This window comes from Segatella sp. (genome assembly GCF_977051555.1).
On record NZ_CDRSSE010000047.1, the window covers coordinates 1 to 19,847 of the forward strand.

The 19,847-nt window shown below is 46.8% G+C and carries 14 protein-coding genes; 4 read left to right on the forward strand and 10 right to left on the reverse strand.

All coding sequences use genetic code 11. From position 1 onward, the window contains the following. Together ACWJAO_RS10805 and ACWJAO_RS10810 are read right to left on the reverse strand one after the other, a co-directional pair. A partial coding sequence (locus tag ACWJAO_RS10805) for a BT4734/BF3469 family protein (RefSeq protein WP_449140245.1) occupies positions 1-1,186 on the reverse strand: 1,186 nt, incomplete at its 3' end. Between the two features lie 11 nt (positions 1,187-1,197). Further along, the gene (locus ACWJAO_RS10810; protein ID WP_449140246.1) at positions 1,198-1,608 is read right to left on the reverse strand and encodes a hypothetical protein; all 411 of its coding nucleotides are present in this window, start codon (positions 1,606-1,608) and stop codon (positions 1,198-1,200) included. 659 nt (positions 1,609-2,267) lie between these two features. Here ACWJAO_RS10810 and ACWJAO_RS10815 point away from each other — a divergent pair. Genes ACWJAO_RS10815 through ACWJAO_RS10825 form a run of 3 tightly spaced genes read left to right on the forward strand, consistent with a single transcriptional unit; the run spans position 2,268 to position 6,621 of the window. Next, positions 2,268-3,608 (forward strand): hypothetical protein, encoded by a 1,341-nt coding sequence (locus ACWJAO_RS10815; RefSeq protein WP_449140247.1) that lies wholly within the window; start codon positions 2,268-2,270, stop codon positions 3,606-3,608. Positions 3,609-3,629: 21 nt separating this feature from the next. Further along, positions 3,630-6,116, forward strand: coding sequence for a C10 family peptidase (locus ACWJAO_RS10820; RefSeq protein ID WP_449140248.1), 2,487 nt, complete (start codon positions 3,630-3,632; stop codon positions 6,114-6,116). Between the two features lie 52 nt (positions 6,117-6,168). After that, positions 6,169-6,621 carry a PepSY-like domain-containing protein gene (locus tag ACWJAO_RS10825; RefSeq protein WP_449140249.1) on the forward strand — a complete coding sequence of 151 codons (453 nt, stop codon included), beginning with the start codon at positions 6,169-6,171 and terminating at the stop codon, positions 6,619-6,621. Positions 6,622-6,694: 73 nt separating this feature from the next. Here ACWJAO_RS10825 and ACWJAO_RS10830 read toward each other — a convergent pair whose 3' ends face one another. The 5 genes from ACWJAO_RS10830 to ACWJAO_RS10850 form a co-directional block, all read right to left on the reverse strand. Next, positions 6,695-7,753: a YncE family protein gene (locus ACWJAO_RS10830; protein WP_449140250.1), complete on the reverse strand. Its 1,059-nt coding sequence runs from the start codon at positions 7,751-7,753 to the stop codon at positions 6,695-6,697. 13 nt (positions 7,754-7,766) lie between these two features. Beyond that, positions 7,767-9,056, reverse strand: coding sequence for a hypothetical protein (locus ACWJAO_RS10835; protein ID WP_449140251.1), 1,290 nt, complete (start codon positions 9,054-9,056; stop codon positions 7,767-7,769). A gap of 236 nt (positions 9,057-9,292) precedes the next feature. After that, on the reverse strand, positions 9,293-10,651 hold the full coding sequence (locus tag ACWJAO_RS10840; RefSeq protein ID WP_449140252.1) for a hypothetical protein: 1,359 nt from the start codon (positions 10,649-10,651) through the stop codon (positions 9,293-9,295). 17 nt (positions 10,652-10,668) lie between these two features. Further along, a complete protein-coding gene (locus ACWJAO_RS10845; RefSeq protein WP_449140253.1) occupies positions 10,669-11,316 on the reverse strand; it encodes a double zinc ribbon domain-containing protein in 648 nt (215 codons plus the stop codon). A 188-nt stretch (positions 11,317-11,504) separates the two neighbouring features. Beyond that, positions 11,505-11,636: a hypothetical protein gene (locus ACWJAO_RS10850; RefSeq protein WP_449140254.1), complete on the reverse strand. Its 132-nt coding sequence runs from the start codon at positions 11,634-11,636 to the stop codon at positions 11,505-11,507. 270 nt (positions 11,637-11,906) lie between these two features. On the opposite strand from ACWJAO_RS10850, the gene ACWJAO_RS10855 reads away from it, so the two are divergent. Beyond that, the gene (locus ACWJAO_RS10855; protein WP_449140255.1) at positions 11,907-14,570 is read left to right on the forward strand and encodes a C10 family peptidase; all 2,664 of its coding nucleotides are present in this window, start codon (positions 11,907-11,909) and stop codon (positions 14,568-14,570) included. Positions 14,571-14,678: 108 nt separating this feature from the next. On the opposite strand, the gene ACWJAO_RS10860 is transcribed toward ACWJAO_RS10855, so the two are convergent. From ACWJAO_RS10860 to hflX, 3 genes are read right to left on the reverse strand one after another with little or no spacing between them, the layout of a single operon-like run. Beyond that, positions 14,679-16,337 carry a fumarate hydratase gene (locus ACWJAO_RS10860; protein WP_117661403.1) on the reverse strand — a complete coding sequence of 553 codons (1,659 nt, stop codon included), beginning with the start codon at positions 16,335-16,337 and terminating at the stop codon, positions 14,679-14,681. Positions 16,338-16,380: 43 nt separating this feature from the next. Continuing rightward, on the reverse strand, positions 16,381-18,237 hold the full coding sequence (locus ACWJAO_RS10865) for a DUF4954 family protein (protein ID WP_449140256.1): 1,857 nt from the start codon (positions 18,235-18,237) through the stop codon (positions 16,381-16,383). A gap of 22 nt (positions 18,238-18,259) precedes the next feature. Further along, positions 18,260-19,507, reverse strand: coding sequence for a GTPase HflX (hflX, locus tag ACWJAO_RS10870; protein ID WP_449140257.1), 1,248 nt, complete (start codon positions 19,505-19,507; stop codon positions 18,260-18,262). Between the last annotated feature and the right edge of the window lie 340 nt (positions 19,508-19,847).

The window sequence follows — 19,847 nt, forward strand, 5'->3', positions numbered from 1 at the left end:
TCACCCGGGTATCCACTTCGGTCCAGTCGAGATAGAGCTTCTCTCCGGTGTTGATGGCGCGCACTTCATACTGGTTGCTCAGCGTGTTGTGGTGCATTTCATATCGTGCTCCCAGCCATCCCAGCAGCGCTCTCATGCTGGTATATCGTTTCTGCTCATCATCTCCCTGCTGTCTTATTTTCCAGGTTCCCAGTCGCTCGGTATGCTTGTAAATCTCTCGTGCCACCCGCTCGGTATCGGCATATTCGCTGCCAAACTTATCTACCATCCATTTCACAGCCTCCTCCTTTTCGGCTCCGAAACAGAGGCAGAATTTGGCGTATCTCACCACGTAGCTGTTGTGATGATGCTCCTCGAACCGCTCCTCCCAGCTCTCCGCCAGTTTGTCTACATACTGCAGAATCTCTTCGGTGGTGAGCGTCTTGGGGGGCGCCTCGTCTTCCTGTTTGCGGGGGCTTTTCTTTCTGGTTTTTTCAGCCTCCGTCTGCCTTTTCCTGTTCTGTTCCTCCTGTTGCTTTGTGGCTTTTTCGAAGTTCTCCACCTCCTCCAGGGTGATGGGTAGAACGTCGGCATTCCAGTTGAAATAAGCCTCGGGGTCGTAAGCCAGTCCGCAGCTTCTCACCATGTCCTGGCATTGCTTGTCGCTGCTGATACCCAGCAGTTTGTCGTACAGTTTCATGGCTTTCTGTATGGCGAGCTGGTGGAGTTCGGTGGCAGTGAGATCGCATCCTTCAGGCCGCATATATCTGAGCAGGATGCGGAATCCCTTGCCCGAGACGGTGATGTAGAAGATCATGGTGAAACGCTGTTTCAGTGCTTTTTTCTTTAGTGCCGCGATGTCTTCGGGGGGCACATCGTCATAATCCAGCATCAGCCAGTAGGTTTCCTTCTGGAAGTCGGTCAGTTTCTTGGCATTACCCTTGAGCTGCACGCTGGGTGTGATGCAGGGCAGCTGGTGCTTGATGTCCTCTGCCGTTCGCTTGTCTACCTTCATCATCGCCCTGTAGCCTTCGGTATTGGCTTTTACAGGTGCCGAATGCATGATGGTGTACTCCAGCACCGCTCTGTTAGGGAGCGGGTTGCTGGCAGAGGAAAACAGGTTAGAGAACAATGAGGGCAAGGCCTCTTTCTCCTCCATGACTTCCTGTTCTCTGTTGATTGCTTCTGTTGTTTTCTTTTTTGCCATATTTTTAAAATTTAAAGGGTTGTCACTTTGATGAATTTCTGATAAACCTGTGCAGATTTCTTGGAAATACTGTTGTATGGAAGTTTCTCTCTGAACAGTGCCCATTTTCTGTTTCTCTCTTCCCAATAATCATCTCCTTTCTCTTCCTCCCACCTTTCTACTTTTTCCTTGTAGATTTTCAGTTTGGATTGGTATCCTTCCTGATATCTGTTCTTTTTGTCTTCCTGTCTCAAGTAGCTTTTGATAGCCTCTTCCATGGCAAAGAGTTTTTCGGGAGTGAATGTTCCATTCTCTATATCCATGCTAACGGTATTCCTGCCGCCCTCGATTTCTAGCAGTTTTATTTGGTTTATACCTAACTTTTTGGCAAAGCCGAATTTTACGTTGCCTTCTTCTGCCAGTTCTTTTAAAAAACTGCCCATGTCTAATATTTCTTTAATCTTTTGATTATTCATGCTGCGAAATTACTACAAATTTGTGAATTGGGTGGTTGAGCGTCATGACGCTCAATTTTTGCAAACAATAACCTAGGTTAAAGTTTTTAACGCAGCAAATCGGTGCCCCTTTTTGGGGGTATTTTGAAGATGAAGGTGATGTTTTGTTTTGTATTGCCAGGCGGAAGAAGAAGCGGAAAAAGACGAGGTGAAGGGTGAAGGGTATATTTTAAACTCTATATTATATTCTTTATTTTATGGATTTTGCGATTTTTGACCCTAGGGTCTTTTTTTCGGTTTTTACCCTTACCCTTCACGCGTATATATATAAAAGAGTTTTCAACCCTTCACCCTTCACCTTTTTATTTAATATTTTGTGGGTCAATGAGTTAAGGGTGGTGAAGGGAGAAGTAAAAGAAAAAATATGAATATCTGTTAATATAAGTTTAAGTATATTCTATTTTGGAAAAATTATAGTATATTTGTAGCTGAAAAGACGAGTCGGTGTGACTCGTAATGCTCCATGAGATGACAGAATAAAACAGATACTCAAAATTAGTAATTTCTTTACGAGAAAAAATAAAAAATAAAAATCTTTTTAACAGCATGATTGCTGCAAAAAAAAACTTACAGAAAGGAAAATGATTATGACAGTAAAACGAAACCTACTATTTGTTGTGTTTAGTATCCTGGCAGCCATTGGCTGCCAGGCAAAGAATTCGGTGGCGCCTATGACGCCGGGCAACGTATTCCTGAAAATGGGGGATACGGAAACGGTGGTGCCGCTAAAACTGACCAACTGGGGCGATACCGAGGTGACCCACATCAGCTATACCTTTTATTATACAGATAAGCAGGTGAGCGAGGGACCTTTCGTGTTGAACTTCGACCAGCCGCTCAAGGATGGAGAAACGCGAGAGGTAAAAATTCCTATCAAACCGGGACCGAAACTGGGAAAGGAAGAGGTGCTCTTCAATATCACCCAGGTGAACGGACAGTATAACGAGGCTTCGGCGGGATATGCCTATCTTACCTGCTGCACGGTAAACAAAATGCCGCACAAGCGGGTGCTGGTAGAAGATTATGCAGGAATGTGGTGCTGGCACTGTCCTATCGGACTGGTGGCTACCGACGCCATAGCGCGTATGTATCCCGATGATGTAGTGGCTGTTTCTGTTCACAAAACTGATGATATCAGCAAGGTAGTATCCCGTTGGGTGTATGAAGGATTGATAGACCGCTATGCCGTAACAGTTCCTGCTGTATGGGTGGCACGTGATAACAAGGCTGCCGGTTTTGACATTACCGATGCTTTCAAGATAGAAAAGAGCAAGGTAACTTATATGAACATGGAGGTGGATGCAGAATGGGATGAGACCGGTAATAACATACGTGTGAAAACCCAGGTGGAACCATGCATGTTGCCTGATGAGGGAGAAACGTTTGCCATAGGCTATGTGATGACTGCCAGCGGACTGAGCGACGACAAATGGCGACAGGAGGCGAATTATGCCGAGTATTCCAGCGACAGTTATAAGGATGCACCCGAAGAGATGAAGTTCTATGCCGATGCTGCCAACTATGTAGAGGGCTGGTCGCAGGTAAAGGGCATGGTGTATAACCATGTAGCAATAGAATCGCAGGGCATGGACAACGGACTGGAGGACTCGAAGATGACCGACTTCCGTGCAGATGAGGTGAAGACACACTCCACTACTTTTGAGGGTGTAAACAAATACAGCGTAATCCGTGACCGCAGCAAGATAGAGATAGCAGCGGTGCTCTTCAATACCAAGACCGGAAAGATAGAAAATGCTGCCCGCTGCAGTGTGCGCAATCATGGCACTACCGGTATCCGTCCTCGTCCTAACCTGGTTCAGGAGCAGAAGAAAACGGAGGGCATCTACGACATGCAGGGACGCAAGGTGAACGGCAAGCTGAAGCCGGGCATCTATATCGTGAACGGCAAGAAAACGGTAATCAGATAATTCTTTTTGACCTAAGATATGATGGATAAGAAATTTTACGCCATAGCCGTATCGGCGATATGTGCTATGAATGTCTATGCCGGACCGGTAGACGTGAACAAGGCGCAGACAATGGCAAGAAAGTTTATCGGAAATCCTGTAAGTGTGGGACCGTCGGTGGTGCAAAGCCGCGGGTCCCGTGCTTCGGAACCATCGCTCCACCTCTTCAACAACCAGGATGGCGAAGGCTTTGTCATCGTGGCGGGTGATGACCGGGTAGGCGGGGTGCTGGGATATAGCGACAGGGGAAGGCTGGATGCTGAAAACATGTCGGCTCCGATGAAAAAACTCCTGGAGCGATATGCACGGGCGGTGGAACTGGTGAAGGTAGACAGCATCAGCGTGACGCCGGTCTATGCCAAACCGCCGAAGGCATCGGTGAAACCTCTCGTCAGCGCGGAATGGAGCCAGGATTATCCTTATAACTATTATACCCCGCGCAGCAGCACCAGCGGCAAGCCTACCTATACGGGCTGTACCATCACGGCGATGGCACAGGTGCTCTCTGCCCACCGCTGGCCTAAGATGAGACCCGAGGGGGTGATCCGAGGTGAGGGTGCCATGTCATACGATTATTATGACTGGGACAACATGCTTGATTCCTACAGCGGTGGAGGATACAGTGAGGCTCAGGCACAGGCAGTAGGCGTGCTGATGCGCGACCTGGGAAAACTGGCTCAGGCTACCTATGGCGTGAACGGAACCCTCTGTGATGAGGCAAAGTTATGGAATACCCTCGAGCACTATTACAACTGCAATGTGCGCCAGCTGGAGAAGGATAGACTGCCGGGCGGCGAGTTTCTGCAGGCTATCTACCAGGAGCTATCTCTCGGTTGTCCGGTCTTTATGACGGGCGGCGATCATGCCTTTTTATATGATGGCTACGATGAGAACGGACTGGTGCATGTAAACTGGGGCTGGTCTGGTCTGGACAATGGCTATTTCGACATCAATACGGCATCGGTGGCTGGCGGAGGTTACGGCAGCGACGGCTGTTACTACGAAAATCAGATAGCGCTCTTCGTGCATCCGAACGACGGAATGATAGAACCGCTGCAGCCTAAACCGGTGGTGCTCTCGGTGAACAATGACCAGGGACTGCAGTTCCAGGCGAGCGAAGGAATGACGGTGAAGTCGGTTATTCCGGCGCAGATTAAAGGTGTGGGAGCCCGCAATGTGGCTCAGAATGCCGGAGGCGCCTATACCGGACAGATAGGCATCGGACTCTTTACGCAGGACGGAAAGTGTATGCATGTCTTCGGACAGTCGGGTGTGATGACCTGGGCTACCTATTATACCAGCTACAATTTCGAATATGACTGGTGGGGGATGGACCTGAATGAAATCGACGGTCTGGCAGACGGCACCTACTATCTGCGACCTTTGGGACGCCGACTTCTGGATGCTGACAAGGGCGTTTGGGAAGACTGGAGGCAGATGGTGAATGGCAATTCCGTGCCGATGATTGTAAACCGTGGCGAGGTTACGCTGGTACAGGCTGACAACAAGCCTCACCTTTCGCTGGTGGGACAGCCGGAGGTGCTGGAGCCAGCCTATCAGTACAGCAGCCAGTTGGCAGGCATCCTGCTGAATGTATCTAACCTGAGCCGCTATCAGGCACGCGGCGAGTTAAAGGTGGTGCTGGAGGGCACGGGAAATCTGGCGGGTGAAACCTATCAGGTACCGAATGCCTATCTTGCCCACATGGTGGCGCAGCGCATGGATACCACCCAGTGGCTCGTGAGGTTCATGACTTCCTATTCGGGCACTAACGGCTCTCATGAGCTCAAGGCGGGAAAGTATCGCATGAAGCTTAGCTTCAACCACAATATCGAGACGAAGAATCCTGGCGTCTATGAGATTCCGGTGCCGGAGGATTTCCTGCTCGAGGTATATCCTAGCAACTACGAAGGCAGGGTGACCGTTACATCGGTGAAACTCCGCGATGAAGCGGGCAGTTATGTGCCTTCCCATTACTTCGACCTGGACCAGAAACCGCAGCTGGTGCTGGGTATGTCGGGCTATATGAAGTATCTGACGCAGGGCAGTCTGCAGACCCGCATGCGCTACCGTCTGGTCAATGTGGCTACGGGCGAGACAGTGTATACGAGCAGCATCAGCAGAGTGAGCATTCCGCGCAACAATGATACGGATCTTTCGGGTTCTACCCGCCATACCGTGAATCTTTCTGAGTTGGCAGAGGGCACCTACGAGATACATGTAGACATAGAGCGTGACGGCATGTGGCTGGACCGCTGGAATGCCAATACGTTGCGCCGCCGCATTACGCTCTACCGCAAGTCGCCGACTACAGGCATCACGAAGCCAACTCTATCGCAGGGCACAGGCAGCGCTGCTGCTTCATCTTATTCTGATGCAATATACGGGTTGGATGGCCGCAAACTTACCAAAGTTACCCAGTCGGGCATCTATATCCGGAATGGAAAGAAGGTGGTAGTGAGCAAATAATAATTGACAAACTAACAGGTAATTGATTCAATAATTTTTAAAATTAGACAACATGAAAAGAAAGTTTTTGACGGCATTTTTTTCGATGGTATTGGCTATGATATCAGTATCTTGCCACAGCAGCGAGGAAAGAATAATCAGTTTTACTGATTTGCCAGTGCATGCACAGCAGTTTGTAAAGAAGCATTTTGCCGAGGTTGCCGTGAGTCATGCGGAGAAGGAAAAGGACAATGGCCGATGGGAATATGATGTATTGCTCAGCGACGGCACCCAGCTGGAGTTTGATGCGAAGGGCGAGTGGACTTCGGTAAACTGCAAGTTCTCTGTGATGCCTGATGGTATCATTCCAGCCAACATTGCAGCGGATATAGCGAAGCGATATCCTAATCTGAAGCCTTACAAGATAGAGAAAGAGTTAGGTGGATATGAAATCGATATCCCTGGTTACGAACTCTATTACAACAAGGCCGGTGTCTTTATCCGTTTTGAACAAGACTATCATTAATAACAGAAATCCCCCATCCAGCTAATGAAGGCAGGATGGGGGAATTTATTTTAAAAATCAGGCAACGCTACGATTATTTCTGTCTTGGCTTGATTTCGTATGCCGGATTGTTGCGGATATCCCAGCGGTCTAACTTTGCACCATTGGTGAGTATCAGTTTCTCCTTCTGGTAGGCTATGATGGTCTGCGAAGGAAGGAGGACGCGGTCATCGGCGGTGAAACAGCGCAGAGGATTGGCAAAGTTTCTCGCCTGGAAGTCGGCGAGGGTATATTCTGCCAACTGTATCTTGCCGTCTTTCAACATTGATACGAAGAACTTGTCCTTGTCATCGGTCTTAGAAATGGAACGGAGCTTGAAGTTCTGGGAGCGGGATACCTTGAGCGGGGCATAATCCTTGTGCTGGATGATGTCTTCTACTTTCCACGAATAGATGGTTCCCGTACTAGGGATGAAGGCATAGAGCGAATCGCCAATTACCTCCATATCGTAGGATCCTCCCAGCGGCTCATCCTTGCTGCCTATGAAATCGCCACCCGTACTGAGTTTGGCAAATACCGTATTGTTGTTTGCTGCCTCCAGGTTCAGCGCCTCGCGGTCGAAGACTCGGATGTTGGTATACTTTGAGTCGCGCACGAAAACAAGACGAGGGGTTGCGCAAACGCATCCCACCTTAGAAATCATGCTGGCTGGCCAGGAACCTGTGCCCAGGCGGCTGAGATATTTGCCCGTTTTCCTGTCGAAGATCTGTACCTCCTGATTTTCGCCGGCAGCCACAAAGAGATGGTTGCCCTCGGCATAAACATCGCGTGCCAGCGTACGGTCGCCGTTGCTCATACTGCGTTTGAATTTTAATGTTTCGGCATCGAAGACATCGACACACTTGCCTGCAAAATTCGCCACATACAGCTCTTCGCCATCGTGAAAGAGGTTGGCTGCATCCAGCGGTCTGCCACCTAAATCTTCGGCTGTGCGGGAAAGATATCCGTCCAGATAGAAATGGTCTGCCACCTTGATGGTATCTACCGGTTGCGGTATCACTCTGTCTTCCATCAACTCACGTATTTCTGTCTTATCGCAGGAAGCCAAAGCCAGCATCATTCCTGCTCCTATCATGATAATATTTTTTCTCATATCGTTTCCTCCTTTATTTTGCATGATCATTGATCGGGTTCTCGGTGAAATATTTCACCAGTCGGCTCTTTTTGTAAAAATCCTCTATGGTCTTCTGCAGTTTGGCATCATCCTTGAAGATGTCATTGATACCGCAGTCGCGATACTTTGCATTCTCCTCTTTGTGGAAGCCCAGCAGATTGCGGTCGGTATAAGGGAGATCGCCCTTATGGCTCAGCCACAAGTGCAGCTGCCAGATAAATTCCGGCCATCCCACATTGACACCTTCCGGTGTTTTGGCTGGATACGTCATGTTGCTGTCGTGGCTATAGTCCATGCAGTGCATGTGCTCGTGGGTGATTGCTTCCCATCCGCTGAACGAACCATAATGGCCATAGAAGTTCCAGTCGGTAACGGTCCAGATGTAGCCGCCGCCCAGTCCGCCGTATGCCGGGCTAGACTGTCCGAGCACGAAGTTTTTCTGTGCCTTGAATCTTTCCATTTCGCTCTGGTATTTCTCGGCAGTGAACGTTACTTTATTGTTGTCGTAGAGATCGCCGCCCATCACCTTCTTGAAGTTTGCCATCACATACTTATATTCCGGAGTGGTCATCATATAGGTATAGTTGGTGACAATCACCACCCATTCGCGGGCGTAGATAGGCTTCATCTCACGGAAATTGTGTGATTCGCCTACCTCTGGAGTCCATCCGTAGTTGGAGAAACTGCAGGTCCATCTGGCGTCAATCTTCTGGAGCATCTTGAAGTGCTCATCGTCGCTCACAAGACGTGTCTTCATCCTGTTGAGGTCGAGATACGGGCAGGTGAAACTCACGAAGTTTCCGTTTTTCTTTTTCCATACATTTCGTCTGCCAATGAAGGATGGCTTGAACGAGAAGCGGGAGAAGGCGGGAATGGATTCGATGAACGCCACAGGGATGTATTCATCCACTTCCGGGATATACATCTCAAGTGTTACGTTGGAGACGGGCTTAGCCGACCAGCTGGTGATGACGAGCGATTCATCCTCAGTAGATTTCCTGACACTGATGAGGTTGTCAGTCTGGAAGGTGTAATCCGGTTTGTTTACGATTTCAGTTGATGGGTCAGATAGATTCAGGATGTGTTTAGCCTGTTCTGCCGGCAACTTTTCGAATACCACCGTATCCTTTTTGAAGTCCTCCTGGAACGGTTTCACAATGTCGTTGTACACGATCTGGTCTTCATAATCGGTGGAGCAGGATGCCATCAAGGTCATCGCTGCAACGAGTGTGGTTCCAGCAGCCAGTGCCGGAATCTTTCGATGTTTTTTCTGCTTCATCATTTTGAGTTTTTACTGTTAAAATACTTACTATGAAAAATAGGTTGCAAAGATAAGAATAAATATTGGTTTTTCCAAATAATCATGCTGTTTTTTGGGGCTATTTCTTGCATTTTTATAGCAGTAAAGAAAAGTTATTTTTATTACGCAAGGATACGGGCAAAATATTCTGTTTCTTTTTATAAAAATAAAGTGCCGAACAGGATAAACCCTATCGGCACTATCTTCAGCTCAATTAATTAGAATTCTTTTTGGTATGCTATGGTGACAGTTGAATACTCTGATTCATTCAGATTCATAAAACTGACCATAATACTTGTTTTTTTATCTTTAGAAATAAAATTATGCAAATCGGCAAGGCCTCCATTGTTTTTCCCCTTATAGATGTAATGCTGCTTCATCCATGTTAAAACGCTTTCTTTTTTAACTTGCATAAGCATAGATGTAGCACTAAAGTACTGACCATTCATTATCATATACATGATGGATGGACTATGAGGGTCATCATCATCATCGCTGGCAAAAGCCAACATGTCTTCATCGCTCTTCACATAGCCTGCTTCCTTCATATAAGCTGTGATAGTAGCTTTGTTTGCAGACCAATCAAGAATTGGTTCGATGTATTTACGCCCATTAGGTCCGGAAATAAAATCATAGTAGCTGAACTTACTTGTTGAACCGGGCTTTTGACTTGATGCTGCTGTTCCAACATTACCAGTTACTGAAGCAGCCGAAATTGTATTCTCTGTAGATTTTTCTACTTGCATACCATAGTCTGCAATGAATCCGCTACCACCATATACATTTCCCATAACATCGCCTAATCCTTTTAAAAGTCCCTTTTTCTCACGGGTTTTGACAACCATATCTACACTGGAATTTACAGATGAGAAAATGTCAACCTCGCCACTATTGACTTTACAAAGAGTTTTTGTATCAGAAACTTCTGTTGCGGTCAATGTTCCAATATTTTTGGCTACTTGCTCTCCTGCTACGTCTTTCATGATGTCAACATCAAACTTCTGTCCCTTTTTAATTCCGTTTGATGCTCCCAGATTAATATAGACGGTCAGAGCTTTATCATCTTTAGCATTGTCAATTAATACAATCTTTCCAACCACAGGAAACACCTTTTCCATCATCTTGGTCATGCTTAACTTTACCATCTTACATGCATCAGCAATCGCATCAGCCTCGCCACTCATGCTATTACCTCTTGTTGTGAACATAAACGAAGTAGAAGATTCCTTTGAATTCGGCTTAATCATGGTAATTACATAGTTTAGGTTTACTTCTGTCAGCGTAAATCTTTCTCCTTTATCTTCTACTGTTTGGCTAGATACGGCTGGTTTTTGAAGATGACCTTTAACTAAAGTATACTGCTTGTCAGTGGCTTTACTGTTTTCTGAATCTAAAACGTTAACTCGCATAGTCTTGACTAATGCTCTAATAACATTTTCCCTTAAAGTTCGTACATCGCTGTCTGTATAACCGCCTTCAGCAGTAAACTTCTCAACTAATACGTTAGCTTTCTCTTGTGCATGCGTAAATACCATAACCATGAACAACATAGATATACACAAAATAATTCTTTTCATATAATTTTTTAATGAGTTTAATTATTATTTTTCTCTTCTAATTCCTTCTTCCAAATTTCAAGAGCCTGGGAGTCATTCTTCGATTGGAAAATCTTATCCATTTCATCTCTATGTTCTTTCATATTGGTATACGAGAAGTATTTTTGTAACCCCAAAATGCCCAATATAACTAATACAAAGATCCAAAATTCTGCAGAACTCCAAGTTAATATTCCATGTTTAGACCCAAAAGCTCTGAATATAAATGTCATGACAATGGCTAAAATACCTATGGTAGCACAGCCAAGACCTACTTTCTTGCGGTTGTTGGTTATATCAACAAAGTAAAAAGGATCTGTATCCCCACAATTAGGGCATATCTGGGCGCTCGAACTGATCTTTTCCTTGCATGTTTTACAGTAAAGAAAGTGTCCGTCATTAACAACAGTTGTTTCTTTTGGGTTAGAAGTATCTGAAAGAGTTTCTGTTTCATCCAAAGCATATGTAGGTTCATCGCATATAGGACATACCTTTGCATCTGCAGCAATAGATTCTCCACAGGCAGGACAGTTTTTTGTTTCCTTTAAGGGATGAGTTTCATCTAACCATTCCCCACAATGTTTGCATTTCTTCGCAATTGCGAGAATTTCTTCGCCACAATAAGGGCATCTCTTTGTTTTTTCCATAATTTTATATTATTATCATTTTCTGCTGCAAAATTAAATGTTTTTTGTGATATATGGATAGAATAAACCCTAATATAGCATAGGATTTTCCCTATACTCATAATGATAGGATATGGATAAGCAAAGCTAAATAACCTGTTTTCATCGTTTTTCTTAGCTATCTCCAGGGCTTTCTGGCTCATATTGCGTTATGCCTTTTTACTAGCTTCATACTCCCTCATCTCCTGCGGAGTGAACTTGGCAATCTCGGCTTCTTCGAAAATTCGCTTGAAACCGAAGTCGGTCAGCAAGCTGATATATCTTTCTTCTACCTGTTTCATACGCTATACCATATTATCACTTATTTGTTCCGAGATATTCGGCTTTCTCCTAAGTCTGCTGCAAAGTTAAGACTTTTATTCGTAATAAGCAAGAAAATTGGAAGAAACTTTTATTTTATAAACACACGAATATTTGAGAAAATCGCTGTTTTTTCAAAGAAAAGTTGTATTTTTGCAGAAAACTTTCTGGATGATGGCAAAGTGTAGCTCATCTGATATTTCCAGAAGGTGGCGTAATTAACTCAATATCAAATATTAAGACCTGAAGAAATGAAAAAGAAAAAAGAAAGAAAAGAATGGAAGGGACTGAAAATGGGGAACCTATTTGTGGGATTCGTTGCCCTGCTGATGACCTGTTCTCAAACTGTTCATGCCGAGGAAATCAACTGGCAGAAGGCGGCGGAGATTGCTAAGAGATATGTTACTCTGCCGCAAAACGACGGTATGAAAGCAAAGGGGAAGGGTAGGAAAAATAAGGCTGGTACACCTTATTATATATATAATGATGCGCACGGACAGGGATTCGTTATCGTATCTGGTGATGACCAGATGGGAGAAGTGCTGGGATACAGTAAAGAAGGTTGTCTCGATACGCTGAATGCCAATCCCTGCGTAAAACTGCTGCTTTCGGGATACCGACAGACTTTCGAGGTGCTGAAAGAAGGAAAGGTGAAGGTTCAAAGTAATAACCGCACCGGACTTTATTCTAAAACCGTAGCGCCGATGCTGAAAAGTAAATGGGGACAGTCGTATCCGTTTAATGCTAAAACAGGATATGATTACAGCGGCTGTGTGGCTACGGCTGTGGCTCAGATGATGTATTATCATCAGTGGCCGGCTCAGGGACAGGGGAACAACGAATATGTAGTAACCTACTACCAGGCTAAGAAGAGCGCGGATTTCAGTCAGTCGCACTACGACTGGGCCAACATGTTGCCCGACTACCGCTATCCGGTTCAGGCTACCGCCGTGCAGAATGATGCCGTAGCCTTATTGATGAGCGATGTGGGCGTGGCTTCTTTCATGCAATATACGCCCAGCGCAAGTGGAACCCAGGGAGTCTTTGCCTATCAGGCGCTGCAGAAGCATTTCGATTATTCGGCAGCCTATGTTACGAAAGCAGTAGAAGGACCGGGTCGGTTTGCCGAAATCTTGAGACAGGAACTGCTCAACGGATGTCCGGTTTATCTGGAAGGAAGACCAGCCGGTTCGGCTTCCGGTCATGCCTGGGTAACGGATGGCTTCGATGAAAACGGTCTCTTCCACATGAATTTCGGTTGGGAGGGACAGGGCGATGCCTACTATTCGCTCACCAATCTCAATGTTTCGCAGACCGGAAGTGAGTTTCAGGGCAAACCGCTTGCCTTTAACCGTGCCATTACCGCCATCTTGGCTCATCCCAACAACGGGAAATATCCCGAAATAGAGCGCGGACTGCTGGAAACTTCGCCGCAGCTGATGTTCAACGAGGGTGGTTCGCTCAGTCTGAAAGAGGCGTCAGGAAAGTCATTCGACCCTTCACAGCCGGTAACTGTCGAGATGAATTCCTTCGTCAACAGAGGCAAGCCTTTCAGGGGCGATATCGGTGTTGCTGTTTATGATGAAGCGGGGAATCTCAAGCAGGTGGTTTATTCTGATGATCATCTGCAGGGAGGCTTTACTGAAAGACTTTATGGCGGTGAGCAGGAGGGATGGATGGGAACGGATTATCTCATCAATCAGACTCAGAAAATCAGTCTCAGTCTTGCCGGTCTTGAAAACGGTTATTACCGTATCATCGCTATATGTGCAGCCCGGAAGGAGGATGGTTCATGGGATGATTTCCTGCCGATAAAGAAAGCACCTGTTATCGGGGTGGAACTGAAAGATGGTGCCGGCCGCATCTCTGAAATCTGTTCGGAAGATGTCCGCTTCCAACTGATGGGGCAGCCAAGACTTGACGGAAAAGCAGAACAGGGCAGCAAGGTACGTGCCTTCTTCCCAATCAAGAACCTCAATGGTGTGCCTCGCGACTGTTGCCTGAGAGTGAAACTGCTGGATGAGAACCAGGTGGTAGTGTTGAATACACGTGTGGACCAGCTGACCGAAATAGATGGTTTCAGCGAGACCGAAATCCCGATTCTCCTTTCGGTTCCTGCCCAGCTTGCTCCGGGACATTATCAGGTGAAACTGGAGATTACTTCGGATGAAGCCGAAACCCAGAATTGTCCGGTCAACGGTATCCACGATCAGGATGCAGCCTATATAGAGGTGGTAAAGGGAGAGGAGAAACCGCTGATGGCAAAAGCTGAAGTCTTTCTGGCTGATGATGCACACCAGAAGATGGAAGGCGGAAGCGTCGATGTATCGAAGGTATCTCTCTTCAAGATGGGTGTTTCGCTGCGTACATCAGAAAACCTCAGTTACGAGGGGCATGTTTCCCTTATTTCTGAAGATGTAGATACAAAGGAAGAAATTGAGGTAAATGGAATCAGCGATGAGGTAAGCGTCTCATCATCTTTCGAAGTGCCGCTTTACAGCTACTGGCTGCGCAAGAGCAATCTGCCTTGGACCGACGGTCATACCTATCTGTTCAGGGTGATGGGCGAGATGGGAGGAAAGAATGTGGAGCTGAAGAATCCACAGGAACCTTCTTATTATCTCAAGCGAAAGGGCGATATCCTAATCCTCTATCAGGATACAGCTACAGGAATAGAAAATGCTACCACCTCTGATGCCGAAACCGATATCTGTCGCGAGGGACAACATCTCCTGGTTTCGGGCAAGGACGTGAGAAAGATTAAACTGTATAATGCGGGAGGAAACCTGCTCAGACAGGCATCTGCTACGGATGGAAAAACAGTCCGTCTCTCTTTACAGGGTATCAGACAAGGCGTATATCTGTTGCGGGTAGAAACCGGTATGCAAAGCAAGACATATAAACTGCTGCTTTAAACGGATGTTCCTGTTTCGGAAACAGAAAAGGTTATCCGATGTAAGTATAAAAAGAAAGCTCAGGGCTATCTGCCCTGAGCTTTTTTCATATCATGATTTCAGTATCATTTACTTCTGGCATTCCTTGCAAGGAGTCCAAGGCTTCAACTGCTTGAAGAAGTCGTTGCCCTTGTCATCTACGAGGATGAATGCTGGGAAGTCCTCTACGGTAATCTTCCAGATAGCCTCCATACCGAGCTCAGGGTACTCTACGCACTCGATGCTCTTGATAGAACTCTGAGAGAGAACGGCAGCTACACCACCGATAGTACCGAGGTAGAAACCACCATGCTTCTTACAAGCCTCAGTAACAACATCGCCACGGTTACCCTTGGCAATCATAACAAGGCTAGCACCGTGATCCTGGAACTCATCTACGTATGGGTCCATACGGTTTGCTGTGGTAGGTCCCATAGAGCCACATGGATAACCTTCTGGAGTTTTGGCTGGACCAGCATAGAGGATAGGGTGGTTCTTGAAGTACTCTGGCATCTCCTCACCTGCATCCAGACGAGCCTTGAGCTTAGCATGAGCGATGTCACGAGCTACGATGATGGTACCCTTCAAGTTAACACGGGTGCTTACAGGATACTTGCTCAACTCAGCACGAACGGCGTCGATACCCTTGTCGAGGTCAATCTCGATACCCTTGGTACCCTCACCTGGGTTGCGGAGCTCCTCAGGAATCAACTCTGTTGGGTTCTCATCCATCTTCTCCAACCAGATACCGTCCTTATTGATTTTCGCTTTGATGTTACGGTCGGCAGAGCAGCTAACACCCATACCGATAGGGCAGCTGGCGCCATGACGTGGCAGACGGATGACGCGGATATCGTGAGCGAGATACTTACCGCCGAACTGTGCACCCAAGCCAATCTTGTGAGCCTCTTCGAGAAGCTTGTTCTCCAAGTCGATGTCACGGAAAGCACGACCTGTCTCATCACCTGTAGTAGGCAACTCATCGTAGTACTTGATAGAAGCCAACTTCACGGTGAGGAGGTTCTTCTCAGCAGAAGTACCACCGATAACGAAGGCGATGTGGTAAGGAGGACATGCAGCTGTACCCAGACTCTTCATCTTCTCTACGAGGAATGGGAGGAGTGTACCCTCGTTCTGGATAGTAGCCTTGGTCATAGGGTAGAAGTAAGTCTTGTTGGCAGAGCCACCACCCTTAGCTACCATCACGAAGCGGTACTCGTCGCCCTCTGTAGCCTCGATATCAATCTGAGCAGGCAGGTTGCAGCGGGTGTTCACCTCATCATACATGTTGAGAGGAGCGTTCTGAGAGTAACGCAGGTTGTCCTGTGTAAAGGTGTTATATACACCCAGGCTCAAAGCCTCTTCGTCCTCGAAGTCAGTCCATACACGCTGACCCTTCTCGCCGTGGATGATAGCAGTACCTGTATCCTGGCAGAATGGGAGGATGCCCTTCACGGCAGTCTCTGCGTTGCGGAGGAACTGGAGTGCTACATACTTGTCGTTCTCTGAAGCCTCTGGGTCGCTGAGAATCTTAGCTACCTGGAGGTTGTGTTCACGACGGAGTTTGAACTCTACGTCGTGGAAACCCTGCTGTGCCAGCAAAGTAAGAGCTTCCTTAGAAACCTTGAGGATAGTCTTACCCTCGAATTCTGCTGTGCTTACGCCTTCCTTAGAGATAAGGCGATACTCTGTCTTGTCCTCTCCAATCTGGAACATTGGAGCATACTTAAAATCTGGAGTTTTTGCCATAATGTTTTTTGTTATTTTAAACTGTTGAAATATTCAAGTCTAATTAATTCTCGTATTCTATTTCCTGGTCGAGGCTGTCGACGAAGTTGCGGAAAACCTCTTCCTCCACATCGCCCATGGCGAACTCTTTCTCAGCATCCTTCCGGATTTCTGCTATCCATGAGCGGCGTGCCTTGATATAATCTTCGTGTATGCGGTTGGCATCTTCGAGTGTGATGTCACTGATGCCGTAGTAATCGCAGATCATCTGGTAGGTCCATGCCCACTGGTAGTCGCGATAGTTGGCATTGATTTCTTCAAACCGGTCGAGCAGCTGTTCTATATTTCCGATGGTTCCTTCCTTCACATCCCTAACGATGCGTTCCTCTTCAGAAACCGGGAGCAAGAGCCCTGAAAGGTCATCCCAATCGCCCACGCCGACATGGCTGGCTGGAGGGGTGATGGCAGGGTCGCGCTTCAGTACACGCTTTAATACGGCACCCATGTAGATGCGGAGGGCGATATCATAATATTTGATGCCCTTGTGGAGCGATGAAGCCGGTATGATATATTCGTGATAGAGATACTGCGAAACGTTATCGCCCGTAACCTCGCGCAGGTTTTCAAGAATCTTCTTACCCTTCAGAATCTCGCCAACAGAATAAGGTGAAAGCCAGTCGAAGTTGACGATGCTCTTGCGGTTCTCCATAGCACGGAGATCACGCTTAGGCCATTTCTTGATGTCGCGGTACAGACCTACGGTGGTGATGTTTCTGCCCGGTATGAGGAACATCTTGTCGCCATCTGCAATGAGGTAGGCGAAAGGCAGGTTGCGGGTGTTAGGGTGATGCATCAGCTTGCCGAAGCATACTGAGAAGGAACCCAGAGTGGCTGGCATCAGGAGATAAGCACCGCTGGCTGTCTTGGAACCGCGCTCCAGAATGCCCCAGTGCATAGGTCCCATCTTGTAGGCATGGTTGCTGAAGTTGGTGGCAGAACCGGCGTTATAGAAGGAGAACATGCCACCGATAAGCAGACTGCTCTTATGATGAGAAGCGGTGAAAGGACCGCAGAAGGCAGCACAGGCCTCGCCATTGCTCATGTAGGAGTTGGCGAAGAAAACGGAGGCTGAAGCGGTAAAGCCGTTAGCCAACTGGCAGGCTTCGCCTACGAAACAATCCTGTATCTTCACGCTGTTGATGACGCTGGTGCCTTCAGCGATGATGCTGTTTTCTGTAATAACGCCCGTGCCGATATATACGTTGCCATGAACAGAGCCCAATAACGTACAGTCGCTCAGACGGGAAGCACCGTTCACTTCGCAGTAATCATTGATTACGCAGTTGGTAATCTCCTTGGTATTGATAATCTTCACATTGTTGCCAATCTGACCTCTCTCCGGCATCTTGTTGTCGATGTCGGTCTTGATGAGCTGGCGAATCTTCTCCTTCATCTCCTTGTCAGGGAAATGCTTCACCATGAAGGCTGCCAGCTGGCTGTTCAGATCGCTGAAGAGGATTACGTTGCCTTCTCCCACCTCATTGAGTACACTCACGAGATTTCCTTCGCCGTAAGTAGCTCCCTCGGTAGTTTCCATGGTCGAGATGTTTGAGATGTAGCAATCATCGCCAATGGTATAGTTGTTGATGAAATTGCCTACGTTTTCTATCAGACAGTCGTCGCCTATGGTTACATTGCGCAAGGTGGCGTTGTTGATGCCCGAATGCTTTACGAAGCCCTGGCTCACCTCCACGTTCTTGTTGAAGGCTCCGATGTTTACTTCGCCATAGAGCATCACGCGGTGCATGAAGTTGGGCTTGAAATCTTCTGATACATTGACTGAGGTCCAGTCTTCGGCCCAGCAGTCGTTATGTTTAAGCACCTCGATTTCCTCGGTGGTTAAAGGTCTGTAATCATTCATAACTTACTTGTTGTTTATGTTCTTACTCATAATCCTGGTACAGGAAGTCGTTGTATGGATACTTCTGTACGTGCAACTCTCTTACTTTCTTGTAGAGTATCTCGTGGAATTCGTCGATGTTCTCCTTGTTCTTTGCCGAGATGAAGAGGCAGTCCTCGTTGAGTTTTGCCATCCAGGTCTTCTTCAGGTCTTCCAGCGGGATGTTCTCTTTCTCCATCGGTGTGAGGTCGTCTTCCTCTTTTTCTACCCATGAGTAGTTGTCTATCTTGTTGAAGATAATCATCGATGGCTTATCGGCGCAATCCAGTTCCTTGAGCGTATTCTCTACTACCTGAATCTGCTCTTCGAAGTCGGGATGTGAGATGTCTACTACGTGCAGAAGAAGGTCGGCCTCGCGTGTCTCGTCAAGGGTACTCTTGAAAGAGTCTACCAGGTCGGTAGGCAATTTGCGGATGAATCCTACGGTATCGGCAAGGAGGAACGGCAGGTTGTCTACCACTACCTTGCGAACGGTGGTGTCGAGGGTAGCAAAGAGTTTGTTCTCGGCAAACACCTCGCTCTTGCTGAGCAGATTCATGATGGTTGATTTACCTACGTTGGTATAGCCCACCAGTGCCACGCGCACCATTCTGCCTCTGTTCTTTCGCTGTGTAGTCTTCTGCTTGTCGATTTCTGCCAGTCGCTCTTTGAGGAGACTCATTCTGCCGAGGATGATACGGCGGTCCATCTCGAGCTGGGTCTCACCTGGTCCACGCAGACCAACAGATCCCTTACCGCCACCAGAACCTGAACCACCACCCTGTCGTTCTAGGTGAGTCCAGAGTCTTTGCAGACGAGGGAGCATATAACGGTATTGCGCCAACTCTACCTGGGTTTTAGCCGCAGCAGTTTGCGCACGCATGGCGAAGATATCGAGGATGAGAGAGGTGCGGTCCAGAATCTTCACCTGCAGTTCCTGTTCGATGTTACGGATCTGTTTGGCAGAGAGTTCATCATCAAAGATGACCATACCTACTTCTCTATCTTCCTCCTCTTCGTTTTTGATATATTCTTTAATTTCTTCGAGTTTACCCTTACCCACATAGGTAGTCTGGTTAGGAGAAACCACCTTCTGCGTGAATCGCTTCACGGTGATAGCCCCCGCAGTATCGGCAAGAAATTCCAACTCGTCGAGATATTCTTTTGTCTTGGCTTCGTCCTGCGTCTTGGTAATCAGACCCACGAGTACAGCGGTTTCCGCCTTGACTTCTGATATTACAAATTCTTTCATCTATTTTCTCTATATATATAATAATGTGAAAAGATAGTGCAAAGATAGTGTAAAATACAGAGAAAACAAAATATAGCGTTAATATTTTAACTTTTTTATTAATGTGACAGAAAATATTCAAAAGACACAAAATACACAGCTGTATATTAGCCACAACAGCGCACAAACGGTCTTTTTGGTGCGCAAAATTTGTAAACGTTTACGTGGTTTTTTGCTAAATAAATCGAGAATTATTTGATTTATATCAATATTTGTCTTAATTTTGCACCCAGAAAAAGGAATTGATTTTCAAAAACGAATAAATCATAACTACATAAAAAAAACACAAACTGCTGAAACA